Origin of the sequence: Pseudomonas sp. S04 (assembly GCF_009834545.1) — a bacterium.
Taxonomy (GTDB): Bacteria; Pseudomonadota; Gammaproteobacteria; order Pseudomonadales; family Pseudomonadaceae; genus Aquipseudomonas.
Genome location: NZ_CP019427.1, coordinates 1,730,374 through 1,745,516, shown reverse-complemented (window position 1 = coordinate 1,745,516; position 15,143 = coordinate 1,730,374). Strand labels below are relative to the sequence as shown.

Genomic DNA, 15,143 nt, shown 5'->3' with positions numbered 1-15,143 from the left:
ATCAAAAGCCGAAGCCAAAGCCAAAGCAAGATCACAAGCCAGATCAAGAGCCCCTCACCACTCAATAGGCCGAGTGTCAGCTCGCCTGCTCTTGATCTTGATCTGTAAGGCGACGTCGGAAGGCTGAGTGGAGGGATTGATCCGGGGGTGGGAGCGCAGCGACCGTTTGGCGAAGCCAAACACAGCGAGAGGAGGTGCAGCGAAGCAAACCGTAGGCGCTGCGCCCGGATCGATCCCGGAGCGAAGGGACCCCGAGCCCCAGCGAGCGGGCCGGACGTAGGAGCAAGTGCCTTTTGCTTACTTTTTTTGGCGTTTGAAAAAAAGTGAGTCGCCGTAAGGGCGAAACCCTAAGCAGCCCTAACCGCAGCAACGGATATACACCCAATAAAAAACACACCAAAGCCCGATAACCGCCCACAAAAAAATGCCCCGATCTCTCAACCGGGGCATTCAGCACAACATTACAAAACCATCAAACCATCAATGCGAAACCGCCCCGCTCGCCCCCAGCCCAGTCTGCGAACGCACAAATTGCGGGAAGAACAGCGCCCGCTCTTTGTCCGCAGCCGCCGACTTGTCAGTGATCGAGAAGAACCAGATCCCGACAAACGCAATAATCATCGAGAACAACGCCGGGTACTCGTAAGGGAAGATCGCCTTCTCGTGATGCAGGATCTGCACCCAGATGGTCGGCCCAAGCACCATCAAGCCAACGGCACTGATCAGCCCCAACCAGCCACCAATCATCGCCCCACGAGTCGTCAGCTTCTTCCAGTACATGGAAAGCAGCAGCACCGGGAAGTTACAGCTGGCCGCAATGGAGAAGGCCAGGCCCACCATGAACGCAATGTTCTGGCTTTCGAACAGAATACCCAGGCCAATCGCCAGCACCGCCAAAGCGATAGTGGTGATCTTCGAAACACGAATCTCATCCTTCTCGTTGGCCTTGCCCTTCTTGATCACACTGGCATACAGGTCATGGGACACCGCCGAAGCACCGGCCAGGGTCAGACCCGCGACTACTGCCAGAATGGTCGCGAACGCCACTGCCGAGATGAAGCCCAGGAAGATGCTACCGCCAACCGCGTTGGCCAAATGCACCGCCGCCATGTTGTTGCCGCCCAACAGCGCGCCAGCAGCATCTTTGAAGGCCGGGTTGGTGCTCACCAGCAAGATCGCGCCGAAGCCGATGATGAAGGTCAGGATGTAGAAGTAACCAATGAAGCCAGTCGCGTACAGCACGCTCTTACGCGCTTCTTTTGCGTCGCTCACTGTGAAGAAACGCATCAGGATGTGCGGCAGGCCAGCAGTACCGAACATCAGAGCCAGACCCAGCGAGAACGCAGAAATCGGATCTTTCACCAGGCCGCCCGGGCTCATGATCGCTTCACCTTTAGGGTGAACCTTGATCGCCTCGGAGAACAGCATGTTGAAGTCGAAGTTGACGTGCTTCATCACCATCAGCGCCATGAACGAGGCACCGGACAGCAGCAGCACCGCCTTGATGATCTGCACCCAGGTAGTCGCCAGCATGCCGCCGAACAGCACGTACATACACATCAGCACACCGACCAGGATCACCGCAACGTGGTAGTCCAGGCCGAACAGCAACTGGATCAGCTTACCGGCACCGACCATCTGCGCGATCAGGTAGAACGCCACCACCACCAGCGAACCGCAGGCAGACAGGGTGCGGATCTGGGTTTGCCCAAGGCGGTAGGACGCCACGTCGGCAAACGTGTACTTACCCAGGTTACGCAGACGCTCGGCGATCAGGAACAGAATGATCGGCCAGCCCACCAGGAAGCCGATCGAATAGATCAGGCCGTCGTAGCCGGAGGTGAACACCAGCGCGGAAATCCCCAGGAAGGACGCTGCCGACATGTAGTCGCCGGCAATCGCCAGGCCGTTCTGAAAACCGGTGATCTTGCCGCCCGCCGCATAGTAGTCGGCCGCCGAGTTGTTTTTCTTCGAGGCCCAGTAGGTGATGCACAACGTAGCGCCGACAAAGGCCACGAACATCAGGATTGCAGGAATGTTCAGCGGCTGTTTGGCCACCTCACCGGTCAGGGCGTCAGCCGCCCAGGCACCCGGCGCGAACGCTGCAACGCTCAATAGAGCCAATAGACGCCGGATCATTGCTTGGCCTCCTTCAGAATTGCATTGTTCAGATCGTCGAACTCGCCGTTGGCGCGTCGCACATAGATACCGGTCAGGATGAAGGCCGACACAATCAGCCCCACACCAATCGGAATGCCCCAGGTGATCGACGACTCAGGGCTGATTTTTGCCCCCAGTACGTGCGGCCCGTAAGCGATCAGAAGAATGAATCCGGAGTACAGCCCAAGCATGATCGCCGAGAGAATCCAGGCGAACTTTTCTCGTTTGCGAACCAGCTCCTTGAAGCGCGGGCTGTTTTGAATCGAGAGGTAAATGCTGTCGTTCATTGTTTTTATCCTCGCAGCACAGATTTTAGTTGGAACGTTATCCACTCTATGCGGCTCAAGGAGAGGTTCCAGACGACCTTAGTCTTAGAACCAGATGTCGCTTTCGCCAATTTGCCCCGGACATAAAAACCACTGCTTTAGCGCCAGAAACACAAAGGCCCGCTTGGCAAAAATGCCAAACGGGCCTGGAAGATGCTGACTAGACGCGTCGAATCAAATCACTTGATCCACTCGGCGACGCGCTCAGGGTGTTTCGCGACCCAATCCTTGGCCGCTGCGTCAGGCTTGGCACCATCCTGAATCGCCAACATTACTTCACCAATTTCGTCCTTCGAAGCCCATTGGAAGTTGTGCAGGAACTTGGCCACTTCCGGCGCCTTGGCTTCCAGGCCCTTGCTGCCGATGCTGTTGACGGTTTCCGCCGCGCCATACACGCCTTTTGGATCTTCAAGGAAACGCAGTTTCCACTTGGCGAACATCCAGTGCGGCACCCAGCCGGTCACGGCAATCGAGTCTTTCTTGTCTTCGGCGCGAGTCAGCTCGGCAATCATTGCGGCGCCGGAACTGGCTTGCAGTTTGTAATCGAGGCCGTAGTCCTTGATGGCCTGGTCGGTCTTGAGCATTACCCCTGAACCGGCATCGATGCCCACGATCTTGTTCTTGAAGGTAGTGTCGGTCTTGAGGTCGGCAATCGAGACAGCCTTGACGTACTCCGGCACGATCAGGCCGATTTTCGCGTCCTTGAAGTTGGGGCCGTAGTCGACCACCTTGTCCTTGTTCTTGGCCCAGTACTCACCATGGGTCACTGGCAACCAGGCCGAGAGCATGGCATCGAGCTTGCCGGTGGCCACACCCTGCCACATGATCCCGGTCGCCACGGCCTGCAGTTTCACGTCGTAGCCCAGCTTCTGCTTGATCACTTCCGCCGCCACATGGGTGGTCGCCACGCTGTCGGACCAACCGTCGACATAGCCGATGCTCAGGGTTTTGCTGTCGGCTGTCGCCAGAGTAGAGCCCATCGCCAATGCCAGAACGGCACTGGCGCCTAAGAGTCGTCGCATCTTCATCGTTACTTCCCCGAAAGTGCTGCGCCCGACGGATGCCGAGCGGCGTCAACGTATTGTTATGGTGCACAGCGCCCCCATCACGCTTCACCGCAAAATCGTTCGAACATCAGCGGAGTACTGATGCTTCGATCATCAACCTCGCGCCCAAGAGGACCTGCTCTGTCAGCGACCTCAAGGCAGCGAGAAACGACATCAGAAAGCCAGTAACGACAGCCATCGGTAAAACCCCGGCCGATCCCGCCCGAACCTTGCATGGCAAAACCACCTAACGCCCAGACCGCCGGTAAATGCAGGTAAGATGCGCGGCTTTGCTCCCAGACGGTCTGACCATGCCCGCCACCGCGCGTTTTCCTTTTTTAGCTTATGCATTTGCCTGCCTGCTCGGCCTGTTTGCCCTCGGCGGCTACTGGTACGGCCTTGGCCAACCGGTGCTGCTGCCGGACGTTGCCAGCGCCACGCACAAACTGCAGTGCGCCTCCTATACCCCCTTCGACAAGGACCAGTCGCCGTTCGACCAGCCGTTCAACCTGCGCCCCGAGCGCATGGACGCCGACCTGGCCCTGCTGGCAACCCGCTTTGAATGCATTCGTACCTACTCGGTGACCGGCCTGGAAGCACTGCCGGCACTGGCGCGCAAACATGGCCTGAAGCTGATGATCGGCGCCTGGGTCAACAGCAACCCGGTGGACACCGCCAAGGAAATCGAGCTGCTGATTGCCGAGGCCAATGCCAACCCGGACGTGGTTTCGGCGGTGATCGTCGGTAACGAAGCGCTGCTGCGCAAGGAAATCACCGGCCCGCAATTGGCCAAGCTGATCAAGCACGTCAAGCAGAACGTCAAGCAACCGGTGACCTACGCCGACGTCTGGGAATTCTGGCTCCAGCACCCGCAGATCGCCCCCGAAGTGGATTTCCTGACTATCCACTTGCTGCCGTACTGGGAGGATGACCCTTCCAATATCGATGCCGCCTTGCAGCATGTTGCCCAAGTGCGCCAGGTGTTCGGCAACCGCTTCGCGCCCAAGGACGTGATGATCGGCGAAACCGGCTGGCCCAGCGAAGGTCGCCAGCGTGAGACTGCCCTGCCCAGCCGCGTCAACGAAGCGCGCTTCATCCGCGGTTTTGTCGCCATGGCCGAGCAGCAAGGCTGGCACTACAACCTGATCGAAGCCTTCGACCAGCCGTGGAAACGTGGCAGCGAAGGCGCGGTGGGCGGCTATTGGGGTCTGTTCGATGCCGATCGCCAGGACAAGAATGTCCTCGCAGGCCCGGTCAGCAACCTGCCACTCTGGCCACAATGGCTGGCGGTGGGCGGGCTGATCTTCCTCGCCACGCTGTTGCTCGGTGGTCGCGTACGCAGCACCCGTGCAGCCTTGGTGCTGCCGCTGCTGGGCGCCGTGGCGGCCTGTTCTATCGGTACCTGGGGGGAACTGGCGCGAGTCACCAGCCGCTCGCTCGATGAATGGCTGTGGGCCGGTCTGCTGGTCGCGCTGAACCTGCTGGTCCTGGCCCACGCGGCGCTGAGCCTGAGCACCCGCACCGGTTGGCGCGAGCGCGCGTTTGAGGCACTGCAACGACGTGCAGGCTGGTTACTGGCTGCTACCGGCTTTGCGGGCGCGGTAATGATGCTGGGGCTGGTGTTCGAACCCCGCTATCGCAGCTTCCCCAGCGCCGCCTTGCTGTTGCCGGCACTGGTCTACCTGATTCGCCCGGTGAGCGCACCGCGCCGCGAAATCGCCTTGCTGGCGTTCATCATCGGTGCCGGGATCGCCCCACAGCTGTACCGTGAAGGACTGCTCAACCAGCAGGCCTGGGGCTGGGCGCTGGTCAGCGGCTTGCTGGTGGCTGCACTGTGGCGCAGCCTGCGGGTACGCCGCGGTTGATTTTCAGCAGTCCTGTGCCCGCGATTCGATTAGTCAGGCGCCACGCGGCGCCCTGACCAACCGCAACCCCGCAATCACCACCGCAAACACCGCCAGGCCGGTGTTGTACAAGGCCAATGCGGGAAAGCCCAGTACCAGCGCCAACACCGCCAGCCACCAGCCAGCACGACCCGGCAGCACAAACCCCAGCACCGCCGCCGCCAATGCGCCCCAGCCCATGACCTTGAAGTGAATCAGCAGCCCCAGGTTTGCGCGTAACTGGCATTGCCAGCGATTCGCCTCGTCGACACAAATCCCCACCCACTGGGCATCTTCCATAAAGCCATAACGCGCGCCATAACTGGCGGCCAGCCACAACGGCAGGACGATGAGCAGCAAAATCACGGGAAAACGGCTGGACATGAAGCACTCCGATAGGCAAAAACGGCGCCCAGCTTAATCCTCCCGCGAAACGGCGCAAGGAAGATCAACAGAAATCTGGTCATCAATTACTGGCAAAGTGTATCGTCCAGCTACTATTACCCACCATAAGGCCTGTTTGGTGCCGATCCATGGCACTTTGGCGCATAACCTGTGGTCATAGCCTGCAAACTTCATTAGGCACCTTCCTCTAAGGGATTTAGTCATGCTCCGTTCCTTGCGCTTCGCTGCCGTTTTCGGCGGCCTTATCCTGAGTGCGTCCGCACTGGCGGCAGATATCGATGCCGCCAGTTATGGCTACCCGCTTACCAACCCGTTTGAAGCGACTATTGCCACGACACCTCCGGACCTTAGGCCAGAGCTGCCCCTGGACGAAGACATCAACCAATCGGATCACAGCCTGACCCTGCGCCCGGAACGTCAGTTCGAACTGCCGGACAACTTCTGGGCCGTGAAGAAACTCACCTATCGCATGGCCACCCAGGATCACGCGGCACCGCTGATCTTCCTGATCGCCGGCACCGGCGCCCGCTACGACAGCAGCCTCAACGAATACCTCAAGCGCCTGTACTACAAGGCCGGCTACCACGTCGTCCAACTGTCCTCGCCCACCAGCTTCGACTTCATCAGCGCAGCGTCGCGCTTCGCCACCCCGGGCGTAACCAAGGAAGATGCCGAAGACCTGTACCGCGTGATGCAAGCGGTACGCGCGCAGAACCCGAAACTACCGGTGACCGACTATTACCTCACCGGCTACAGCCTCGGCGCCCTGGACGCGGCATTTGTTGCTCATCTGGACGAAACCCGACGCAGCTTCAACTTCAAGAAAGTCCTGCTGCTCAATCCGCCGGTCAACCTCTACACCTCCGTCACCAACCTGGACAAGTTGGTGCAAACCGAGGTCAAGGGCATCAACACCAGCACCACCTTCTATGAATTGGTGCTCAACAAGTTGACCCGCTACTTCCAGCAAAAAGGCTACATCGACCTCAACGACGCCCTGCTCTACGACTTCCAGCAATCCAAGCAGCACCTGACCAACGAACAGATGGCCATGCTGATCGGCACCTCGTTCCGCTTCTCCGCGGCCGACATCGCCTACACCTCGGACCTGGTCAACCGTCGTGGCCTGATCACTCCGCCCAAGTACCCGATCACCGAAGGCACCAGCCTCACGCCGTTCCTCAAGCGTGCACTGCAATGCGACTTCGACTGCTACCTCACCGAGCAGGTGATCCCGATGTGGCGCGCCCGCACCGACGGTGGCAGCCTGCTGCAACTGATCGACCAGGTCAGCCTCTACGCGCTCAAGGATTACCTGCAAGCCAGCCCGAAAATCGCCGTCATGCACAACGCCGACGACGTGATCCTCGGCCCTGGCGACCTCGGCTTCCTGCGCAAGACTTTTGGTGACCGCCTGACGGTCTACCCTCACGGCGGCCATTGCGGCAACCTCAACTACCGCGTCAACGCCGACGCCATGCTGGAGTTTTTCCGTGGCTAAACCTCTCCTGCTTCTCGCCGCGTTACTTTGCGCAGGCTATGCCAATGCCGACAACAGCAAGGCCAACGAACCCACAGTGGTCGACCCGGATGGCTTTACCGAGCCATTGACCAAACTCAAGTTCAACCCAGGGTTGGACCAGCGCGAATTCGAGCGCTCGACCCTCAGTGCGCTGAACGTCTATGACCCGCTGGAGTCGTGGAACCGTCGGGTCTACCACTTCAACTACCGCTTCGATCAGTGGGTATTCCTGCCCGTGGTCGACGGCTACCGCTACATCACCCCAAGCTTCCTGCGCACCGGCGTCAGCAACTTCTTCAACAACCTGGGCGACGTGCCCAACCTGGTGAACAGCCTGCTGCAACTCAAGGGCCAGCGCTCGCTGGAGACCACCGGCCGCCTGCTGCTCAACACCACCATCGGCATCGCCGGCCTGTGGGACCCGGCGACCGCCATGGGCCTGCCGCGTCAGAGCGAAGACTTCGGCCAGACCCTGGGCTTCTACGGCGTTCCGGGTGGCGCCTACTTCATGCTGCCGATCCTTGGGCCTTCCAACCTGCGCGATACCGGCGGGCTGGTGGTGGACTACAGCGCAGAGTCGGCGATCAACTTCCTCAACGTGGCTGAAGTCAGCTCCAACCATCCGGAAGTCTGGATCCTGCGCGGCGTCGACAAACGCTACCAGACCAACTTCCGCTACGGTCAGATGAACTCGCCGTTCGAGTACGAGAAGGTCCGCTACGTGTACACCGAAGCACGCAAGCTGCAGATCGCCGAGTAACGTTTGCGGTGATAAAAAAGGCCATTCGATGCAGATCGAATGGCCTTTTTGATTTTCCACCCACAGCATCAGCTTTTGACAGATTTCCAGATCTTGCTCACCACCATCACCCCCGCCAACACCACCGCCCCCGCGACAATCCCGGCCACCGCATTGAGCAGGCTCGGCACGATCCACGACCAGCCGCCAACGCTCTGGCTCACGCCTTCGATCCAGTGATGCACGACCGGTACGCCGTGGGTCAGGATCCCGCCACCGACCAGGAACATCGCCGCAGTGCCGATCACCGACAGGCTTTTCATCATGTATGGCGCGGCCCGCAGGATCGCGCCGCCGATGCCCTTGGCAATCGGCGAAGGCTTCTGGGTCAGCCACAGGCCCAGGTCGTCGAGCTTGACGATACCCGCCACCAGGCCGTAGACGCCGATGGTCATGACCAGGGCAATGCCCGACAGCACGATCACCTGCTGGGTCAGCGGCGCATCCGCCACGGTGCCCAGGGTAATGGCGATGATCTCCGCCGAGAGAATGAAGTCGGTACGCACTGCGCCCTTGATTTTGTCCTTCTCGAACGCCACCAGGTCGACCGCCGGGTCCGCGACCGCCTCGACCAACTGCGCATGCTCGGCCTGATCCTGCGCCGGGCTGTGGAGAAACTTGTGCGCCAGCTTTTCAAAGCCCTCGAAACACAGGTAGGCGCCGCCGAGCATCAACAGCGGCGTCACCAGCCAGGGCACGAACGCACTGATGGCCAGCGCCGAGGGCACCAGGATCAACTTGTTGATGAACGAGCCCTTGGCCACCGCCCAGACCACCGGGATTTCCCGCTCGGCCCGCACGCCGCTGACCTGCTGGGCATTGAGCGCCAGGTCGTCGCCAAGCACGCCCGCAGTCTTTTTCGCGGCCATCTTGGTCATCAGCGCGACGTCATCGAGCACGGCGGCGATATCGTCGATCAGCAACAACAAACTACTTCCTGCCATGGCTCATGGTTTCCTTCGGGAATGGATGTTGCGCAGCATAGCCTGCCATCGGGGCAATGGGCATTCTTGAGCGCTGCGCAAGGCCGGTGCTACCATGCGCGACCGCCAGTATCGGCAAGGAACACCTTGGTTTATGAGTACTATCCGCGAGCGCAACAAAGAACTGATCCTGCGTGCCGCCAGTGAAGAGTTTGCCGACAAAGGCTTCGCTGCGACCAAAACCAGTGACATCGCGGCCAAGGCGGGTTTGCCCAAGCCCAACGTCTATTACTACTTCAAGTCCAAGGAAAACCTCTACCGCGAGGTTCTGGAAAGCATCATCGAGCCGATCCTGCAGGCCTCGACGCCGTTCAACGCCGATGGCGTACCCAGCGAGGTGCTCAGCGGCTACATCCGCTCCAAGATCCGCATCTCCCGTGACCTGCCATTTGCCTCCAAGGTGTTTGCCAGCGAGATCATGCACGGCGCACCGCACCTGAGCGCCGACCTGGTCGAACAGCTCAACGGCCAGGCCAAGCACAATATCGAGTGCATCCAGACCTGGATCGACCGCGGCCAGATCGCCCCGATCGACCCCAATCACCTGATGTTCAGCATTTGGGCCGCAACCCAGACCTACGCCGACTTCGACTGGCAGATCTCCGCCGTCACCGGCAAGGCCAAGCTCGACGAAGAAGACTACGAAGCCGCCGCGCAGACCATCATCCGCCTGGTGCTCAAGGGCTGCGAGCCGGACTGATAGACCGCTGCGCGGCCTTCGCTGGCAAGCCAGCTCCCACAGGTTTCCCTGTAGAATTCAAATTCTGTGAGCCACACATATCCCTGTGGGAGCGGGCTTGCCCGCGATGGCGGCAACTGGGAGTGGATCAGACCCAAATCGCATCCCACAAAGGATAGTCGCCAAGACGCTTTACAAGCCCAGCGCGCAATGGGTTGGCAACAACATACCGCGCCATCTTCACCAGATCCTCATCTCGCCTCAGTGCTCGATCGTGATAGCCCTGCTGCCAGAGTGGCCCGTGCCTGGCTGTGGAAAGGTTCACCTCCCGCGTAGTCAGTGATTTGGTTTGCCGCATCAGACTACTGAGTAAGCATTTCTCCAATTCCACCAACCAGTGGAAATGGTCAGGCATGACAACCCAAGCCAATGAGTTTGCCAATCCCAGGCTTTGCGCCTTCCGAAATTGATGCACTACCAATCTGCCCAAAGCGTAATCGGCGAAAACCGGTTCTCGGCCAAGCGTATTGGTGGTCAGTAAATAGATTCGATTGGGTTCGGCATAGCGACCCGTGCGTAGACGATGTGAAGCAGGTGAATCAGGCATTCCTTTGCCACTCTCATGATGAAGTCATGAGAAGGCTAGCCCCGGAAGCGCTGGATGATCATGCGGACCTTTAGCTGGATGTGTCCCGTCGATAGCCATCGCGGGCAAGCCCGCTCCCACAGGGTCTGATGGTGTACATAAAATATGTGGGCACCTTCGATCATTGTGGGAGCGGGCTTGCCCGCGATAGCGATCGATCAGCCGCCGCAGATCAAGCCGCTACCCCCGCATCCGCCCGCAACCCCAGCGCCTCGATCGCATTGATCGCGCACTGCTCGTCGATATCCGACAGATCCCCGCTGATGCCCACGGCTCCCAGCACATTGCCCTGCTGATCACGAATCAGCACCCCGCCCGGCGCCGGCACCACACTGCCCTGCCCCAGGCTATTAAGCGCGGCGATGAAGGCGGGGCGTTGCTGGGCGTCCAGTGCCAACAGGCGCGAGCCCTTGCCGAGTGCGATCGCGCCCCAGGCCTTGCCGATGGCGATCTGCGGGCGCAGCAGGCTGGCGCCGTCCTCACGCTGCAGGGTGATCAGATGCCCACCGGCATCCAGTACTGCGATGGTCAGGGGCGCTGCCGTAATGGCACGTCCCGCGGCAATGGCCTGACTGGCCAGGTTGACTGCGACTTTCAAGGTTAGAGCGCTCATGGTGCCGTCCTCATATTGTTTTTCACGAAGCCGTGGGACGCGGGTGGGTGCCGCAGTCCGATGCAACAAATAGAACACAATGAAGTATTTTTTTGTATACAATAATTTTCGAAAAGCGCCTCATGCGACGAAACGCCACAGTGTTTATGGGCTTTTGCCGAATGAAACAAGCGCTTGAGAAAATGGATTGACCTGCGCCATCCGCCGTGAATACACTCTGCGCAAAGCCACTTGTATACAATTACAAAACGTAAAGAGGCACAAAACCATGAGCAAAATGAGAGCAATCGAAGCCGCCGTTCTGGTGATGCGCCGTGAAGGGGTTGATACCGCTTTTGGCATCCCGGGAGCCGCAATCAACCCGCTGTACTCCGCCTTGCAAAAGGTCGGCGGCATCGATCACGTCCTCGCTCGCCACGTTGAAGGCGCCTCGCACATGGCCGAGGGCTACACCCGCACCAAGGCCGGCAACATCGGCGTGTGCATCGGCACCTCCGGCCCTGCCGGTACCGACATGGTCACCGGGCTCTACAGCGCCTCGGCCGACTCGATCCCGATTCTGTGCATCACCGGGCAAGCACCCCGCGCCCGCATGCACAAGGAAGACTTCCAGGCTGTCGACATCACCACCATCGTCAAGCCGGTGACCAAGTGGTCGACCACCGTCATGGAACCGGGCCAGGTGCCTTACGCGTTCCAGAAGGCCTTTTATGAAATGCGCTCCGGCCGTCCAGGCCCAGTGCTGATCGACCTGCCGTTCGACGTGCAGATGGCCGAGATCGAATTCGACATCGATGCCTACCAACCGCTGCCATTGGCCAAGCCGAGCGCGACCCGCGTGCAGGTGGAAAAAGCCCTGGCCATGCTCGATCAAGCCGAGCGTCCATTGTTGGTGGCCGGTGGTGGCATCATCAATGCCGACGCCAGCGAGCTGCTGGTGGAGTTCGCCGAGCTGACCGGTATTCCAGTCATTCCGACCCTGATGGGCTGGGGCACGATCCCCGATGATCACCCGTTGATGGTCGGCATGGTTGGCCTGCAGACGTCGCACCGCTACGGCAACGCCACCCTGCTCAAGTCCGACGTGGTGCTGGGCGTCGGTAACCGTTGGGCCAACCGCCACACCGGTTCGGTCGACGTGTACACCGAAGGTCGCAAGTTCATTCACGTCGACATCGAACCGACCCAGATCGGCCGTGTGTTCACCCCGGACCTGGGCATCGTCTCCGACGCCGCCGCCGCGCTGACCGTGTTCATCGAGGTTGCTCGTGAGTGGCACGCAGCCGGCAAACTGAAAAACCGCAGCGCCTGGCTGCAGGACTGCCAGCAGCGCAAGGCCAGCCTGCACCGCAAGACTCACTTCGACAACGTGCCGGTCAAGCCACAGCGCGTCTACGAAGAGATGAACCAGGTGTTCGGCAAAGACACCTGCTACGTCAGCACCATTGGCCTGTCGCAGATTGCCGGCGCGCAGTTCCTGCACGTCTACAAGCCGCGCCACTGGATCAACTGCGGCCAGGCCGGCCCACTGGGCTGGACCATTCCGGCGGCGCTGGGGGTGGTCAAGGCTGACCCGAGCCGCAAGGTTGTGGCACTCTCGGGCGACTACGACTTCCAGTTCATGATCGAAGAACTGGCGGTGGGCGCGCAGTTCAAACTGCCGTACATCCACGTCGTGGTGAACAACTCGTACCTGGGCCTGATCCGTCAGGCGCAGCGCGGTTTCGACATGGACTACTGCGTGCAGCTGTCCTTCGACAACCTCAACGCACCGGAGCTCAACGGCTACGGCGTAGACCACGTCGCGGTTGCCGAAGGCCTGGGTTGCAAGGCCCTGCGGGTCTTCGAACCCGCCGAAATCGCCCCTGCCCTGCGCAAGGCGCAAGCGCTGATCGAGGAGTTCAAAGTGCCGGTGATCGTCGAGATTATCCTGGAACGCGTGACCAACATTTCCATGGGCACCGAGATCAACGCCGTCAACGAATTCGAAGACCTGGCGCTGGTCGGCAACGACGCGCCGACCGCGATTTCGATGCTCGATTAATTTGTAGGATCGTTCTCGCATCCTGTGGGAGCGAGCTCGCTCGCGATTGCGGACTGCCATTCAGTATCCATGTCGACTGACACACCGCTATCGCGAGCAAGCTCGCTCCCACAGGGATCCGGGAACGCTCACCAGAGATTTACAGGAGTCCACCATGCCGCGTTTTGCAGCCAACCTGTCCATGCTGTTCACTGAACAGGATTTTCTTGCCCGCTTCGAAGCGGCCGCCAAGGCCGGTTTCAGTGGCGTCGAATACCTGTTCCCGTACGACTTCAGCTCCGCCGAAATCAAGGCCCAGCTGGAAGCCCACGGCCTGACCCAAGTGCTGTTCAACCTGCCGGCCGGTGACTGGGCCAAGGGTGAACGCGGGATCGCCTGCCACCCCGATCGCGTGGAAGAGTTCCGCGCCGGTGTCGACCTGGCCATCGCCTACGCCAAAGTGCTGGGCAACACCCAGGTCAACTGCCTGGCCGGCATTCGCCCACAGGGCGTCGACGATGCCACGGTGCAAGCAACCTTCGTCGCCAACCTCAAGTTCGCCGCCGAAAAGCTGCAAGCAGCCGGCCTCAAGCTGGTGATGGAAGCCATCAACACCCGTGACATCCCGGGTTTCTACCTGAACAACACCGCGCAGGCGTTGTCGATTCGCGAGCAAGTGGGCAGTGCCAACCTGTTCCTGCAATACGACATCTATCACATGCAAATCATGGAGGGCGACCTGGCCCGGACCATGGCGGCGCACCTGGGCGAGATCAACCATATCCAGCTGGCCGACAACCCGGGCCGCAACGAGCCGGGCACCGGTGAGATCAACTACCGCTTCCTGTTCGAACACCTGGACCGCATCGGCTACCAGGGTTGGGTTGGCTGTGAATACAAGCCGCTGACCACCACTGAAGCAGGCCTGGGTTGGCTGAAAACCCACAACGCAATCTAACGCTGCTCCCCATGTAGGAGCGAGGCCGCTATCGCGAGCAAGCTCGCTCCTACCTAGAGCAGCAGTTGCCCATTTGTTTGCAGCAGCAATAAAAACAAGAGGATTTTCTCATGGCTAAAATCGGATTTATCGGCACCGGCATCATGGGCCACCCAATGGCGGCAAACCTGCAGAAAGCCGGGCACAGCCTGTTCCTTTCGCAACACCACGACGCCGCCCCTGCCGATCTGATCGCTGCTGGCGCCGTCGCCCTGGCGAACCCGAAAGAAGTCGCCCAGGAAGCTGAATTCATCATCGTCATGGTCCCCGATACCCCTCAGGTCGAGGACGTGCTGTTTCGTGCTGATGGCATTGCAGCCGGTGTTGGCAAAGGCAAAGTAGTGATCGACATGAGCTCGATCTCGCCAACCGCAACCAAAGCCTTCGCTGCACGGATCAATGGAAAAGGCGCGCAGTACCTCGACGCCCCGGTGTCCGGCGGTGAAGTGGGTGCCAAGGCTGCGACCCTGAGCATCATGGTCGGTGGCGATGCCGATGCCTTTGAACGCGCCCTCGCGCTGTTCCAGGCCATGGGCAAGAACATCACCCTGGTCGGCGGCAATGGCGACGGTCAAACCGCCAAGGTAGCGAACCAGATCATCGTTGCGCTGAATATCCAGGCCGTGGCCGAGGCCCTGCTGTTCGCCTCGAAGAACGGCGCCGACCCAGCCAAGGTTCGCGAAGCACTGATGGGTGGCTTTGCCTCCTCGAAGATCCTTGAGGTCCACGGCGATCGCATGATCAAGGGCACCTTCGATCCAGGCTTCCGCATCAGCCTGCACCAGAAGGACCTGAACCTGGCCCTGCAAGGCGCCAAGGAACTGAACATCAACCTGCCCAACACCGCCAATACCCAGCAAGTGTTCAGCACCTGCGCGGCCATCGGTGGCAGCAACTGGGACCACTCGGCGCTGATCAAGGGCCTGGAGCACATGGCGAATTTCTCGATTCGCGATAAATAAGCCTTTGGTGCCACCCGCTCTCCCTGTGGGAGCGGGCTTGCCCGCGATGGAATCGCCGCGATTTACCTGATAAACCGCGTCGCCTGAATCGCAGGCAAG

The 15,143-nt window shown here is 60.1% G+C and carries 14 protein-coding genes; 7 read left to right on the top strand and 7 right to left on the bottom strand.

All coding sequences use genetic code 11. The annotated features are described in order from the left end of the window. Positions 1 to 480: 480 nt before the first annotated feature. From PspS04_RS07675 to PspS04_RS07665, 3 genes are all read right to left on the bottom strand, one after another. Positions 481 to 2,139: a cation acetate symporter gene (locus tag PspS04_RS07675; RefSeq protein ID WP_159994448.1), complete on the bottom strand. Its 1,659-nt coding sequence runs from the start codon at positions 2,137 to 2,139 to the stop codon at positions 481 to 483. Further along, a complete protein-coding gene (locus PspS04_RS07670; protein WP_095143815.1) occupies positions 2,136 to 2,447 on the bottom strand; it encodes a DUF485 domain-containing protein in 312 nt (103 codons plus the stop codon). The genes PspS04_RS07675 and PspS04_RS07670 overlap by 4 nt, the downstream gene beginning before the upstream one ends. 218 nt (positions 2,448 to 2,665) lie before the next feature. Continuing rightward, the gene (locus PspS04_RS07665) at positions 2,666 to 3,514 is read right to left on the bottom strand and encodes a glycine betaine ABC transporter substrate-binding protein (protein ID WP_159994446.1); all 849 of its coding nucleotides are present in this window, start codon (positions 3,512 to 3,514) and stop codon (positions 2,666 to 2,668) included. A 287-nt stretch (positions 3,515 to 3,801) separates the two neighbouring features. Here PspS04_RS07665 and PspS04_RS07660 point away from each other — a divergent pair, with 287 nt between their 5' ends. Continuing rightward, complete coding sequence (locus tag PspS04_RS07660) at positions 3,802 to 5,397, top strand: glycoside hydrolase family 17 protein (RefSeq protein ID WP_095172025.1); 1,596 nt, start codon at positions 3,802 to 3,804, stop codon at positions 5,395 to 5,397. Positions 5,398 to 5,430: 33 nt separating this feature from the next. Here PspS04_RS07660 and PspS04_RS07655 read toward each other — a convergent pair whose 3' ends face one another. After that, positions 5,431 to 5,799, bottom strand: coding sequence for a hypothetical protein (locus tag PspS04_RS07655; protein ID WP_159994444.1), 369 nt, complete (start codon positions 5,797 to 5,799; stop codon positions 5,431 to 5,433). A 223-nt stretch (positions 5,800 to 6,022) separates the two neighbouring features. On the opposite strand from PspS04_RS07655, the gene PspS04_RS07650 reads away from it, so the two are divergent. Both PspS04_RS07650 and PspS04_RS07645 read left to right on the top strand, forming a co-directional pair. Continuing rightward, complete coding sequence (locus PspS04_RS07650; RefSeq protein WP_095172021.1) at positions 6,023 to 7,321, top strand: serine/threonine protein kinase; 1,299 nt, start codon at positions 6,023 to 6,025, stop codon at positions 7,319 to 7,321. After that, positions 7,314 to 8,102, top strand: coding sequence for an MlaA family lipoprotein (locus tag PspS04_RS07645; protein WP_095172020.1), 789 nt, complete (start codon positions 7,314 to 7,316; stop codon positions 8,100 to 8,102). Before PspS04_RS07650 ends, PspS04_RS07645 begins: the two co-directional genes overlap by 8 nt. A 68-nt stretch (positions 8,103 to 8,170) precedes the next feature. Here the strand turns inward: PspS04_RS07645 and PspS04_RS07640 are convergent, their stop codons facing one another. Then, entirely contained in the window at positions 8,171 to 9,085 is a 915-nt protein-coding gene (locus PspS04_RS07640) for a DUF808 domain-containing protein (protein WP_159994442.1), read from the bottom strand. 133 nt (positions 9,086 to 9,218) lie between these two features. On the opposite strand from PspS04_RS07640, the gene PspS04_RS07635 reads away from it, so the two are divergent. Further along, positions 9,219 to 9,824 carry a TetR/AcrR family transcriptional regulator gene (locus PspS04_RS07635; RefSeq protein ID WP_095172017.1) on the top strand — a complete coding sequence of 202 codons (606 nt, stop codon included), beginning with the start codon at positions 9,219 to 9,221 and terminating at the stop codon, positions 9,822 to 9,824. Positions 9,825 to 9,951: 127 nt separating this feature from the next. On the opposite strand, the gene PspS04_RS07630 is transcribed toward PspS04_RS07635, so the two are convergent. Beyond that, entirely contained in the window at positions 9,952 to 10,410 is a 459-nt protein-coding gene (locus tag PspS04_RS07630; RefSeq protein WP_159994440.1) for an REP-associated tyrosine transposase, read from the bottom strand. 211 nt (positions 10,411 to 10,621) lie between these two features. Beyond that, positions 10,622 to 11,062 carry a GlcG/HbpS family heme-binding protein gene (locus PspS04_RS07625; RefSeq protein ID WP_095169937.1) on the bottom strand — a complete coding sequence of 147 codons (441 nt, stop codon included), beginning with the start codon at positions 11,060 to 11,062 and terminating at the stop codon, positions 10,622 to 10,624. A gap of 268 nt (positions 11,063 to 11,330) precedes the next feature. Here PspS04_RS07625 and gcl point away from each other — a divergent pair, with 268 nt between their 5' ends. The 3 genes from gcl (at position 11,331) to PspS04_RS07610 (ending at position 15,044) form a co-directional block, all read left to right on the top strand. Continuing rightward, a complete protein-coding gene (gcl, locus tag PspS04_RS07620) occupies positions 11,331 to 13,106 on the top strand; it encodes a glyoxylate carboligase (protein ID WP_095169938.1) in 1,776 nt (591 codons plus the stop codon). Positions 13,107 to 13,260: 154 nt separating this feature from the next. Further along, positions 13,261 to 14,043 carry a hydroxypyruvate isomerase gene (hyi, locus tag PspS04_RS07615; protein ID WP_159994438.1) on the top strand — a complete coding sequence of 261 codons (783 nt, stop codon included), beginning with the start codon at positions 13,261 to 13,263 and terminating at the stop codon, positions 14,041 to 14,043. 110 nt (positions 14,044 to 14,153) lie between these two features. After that, entirely contained in the window at positions 14,154 to 15,044 is an 891-nt protein-coding gene (locus tag PspS04_RS07610; protein ID WP_159994436.1) for a 2-hydroxy-3-oxopropionate reductase, read from the top strand. Positions 15,045 to 15,143 lie beyond the last annotated feature (99 nt).

Bases quoted from the DNA above. Each gene is read 5' to 3' on its own strand.
- PspS04_RS07660 (WP_095172025.1), top strand. From the start codon at position 3,802: ATGCAGGTAAGATGCGCGGCTTTGCTCCCAGACGGTCTGACCATGCCC.
- gcl (WP_095169938.1), top strand. From the start codon at position 11,331: ATGAGCAAAATGAGAGCAATCGAAGCCGCCGTTCTGGTGATGCGCCGT.
- PspS04_RS07625 (WP_095169937.1), bottom strand. From the start codon at position 11,062: ATGAGCGCTCTAACCTTGAAAGTCGCAGTCAACCTGGCCAGTCAGGCC.
- PspS04_RS07665 (WP_159994446.1), bottom strand. From the start codon at position 3,514: ATGAAGATGCGACGACTCTTAGGCGCCAGTGCCGTTCTGGCATTGGCG.
- PspS04_RS07630 (WP_159994440.1), bottom strand. From the start codon at position 10,410: ATGCCTGATTCACCTGCTTCACATCGTCTACGCACGGGTCGCTATGCC.
- PspS04_RS07640 (WP_159994442.1), bottom strand. From the start codon at position 9,085: ATGGCAGGAAGTAGTTTGTTGTTGCTGATCGACGATATCGCCGCCGTG.
- PspS04_RS07610 (WP_159994436.1), top strand. From the start codon at position 14,154: ATGGCTAAAATCGGATTTATCGGCACCGGCATCATGGGCCACCCAATG.
- PspS04_RS07655 (WP_159994444.1), bottom strand. From the start codon at position 5,799: ATGTCCAGCCGTTTTCCCGTGATTTTGCTGCTCATCGTCCTGCCGTTG.
- PspS04_RS07670 (WP_095143815.1), bottom strand. From the start codon at position 2,447: ATGAACGACAGCATTTACCTCTCGATTCAAAACAGCCCGCGCTTCAAG.
- PspS04_RS07650 (WP_095172021.1), top strand. From the start codon at position 6,023: ATGCTCCGTTCCTTGCGCTTCGCTGCCGTTTTCGGCGGCCTTATCCTG.
- PspS04_RS07635 (WP_095172017.1), top strand. From the start codon at position 9,219: ATGAGTACTATCCGCGAGCGCAACAAAGAACTGATCCTGCGTGCCGCC.
- PspS04_RS07675 (WP_159994448.1), bottom strand. From the start codon at position 2,139: ATGATCCGGCGTCTATTGGCTCTATTGAGCGTTGCAGCGTTCGCGCCG.
- hyi (WP_159994438.1), top strand. From the start codon at position 13,261: ATGCCGCGTTTTGCAGCCAACCTGTCCATGCTGTTCACTGAACAGGAT.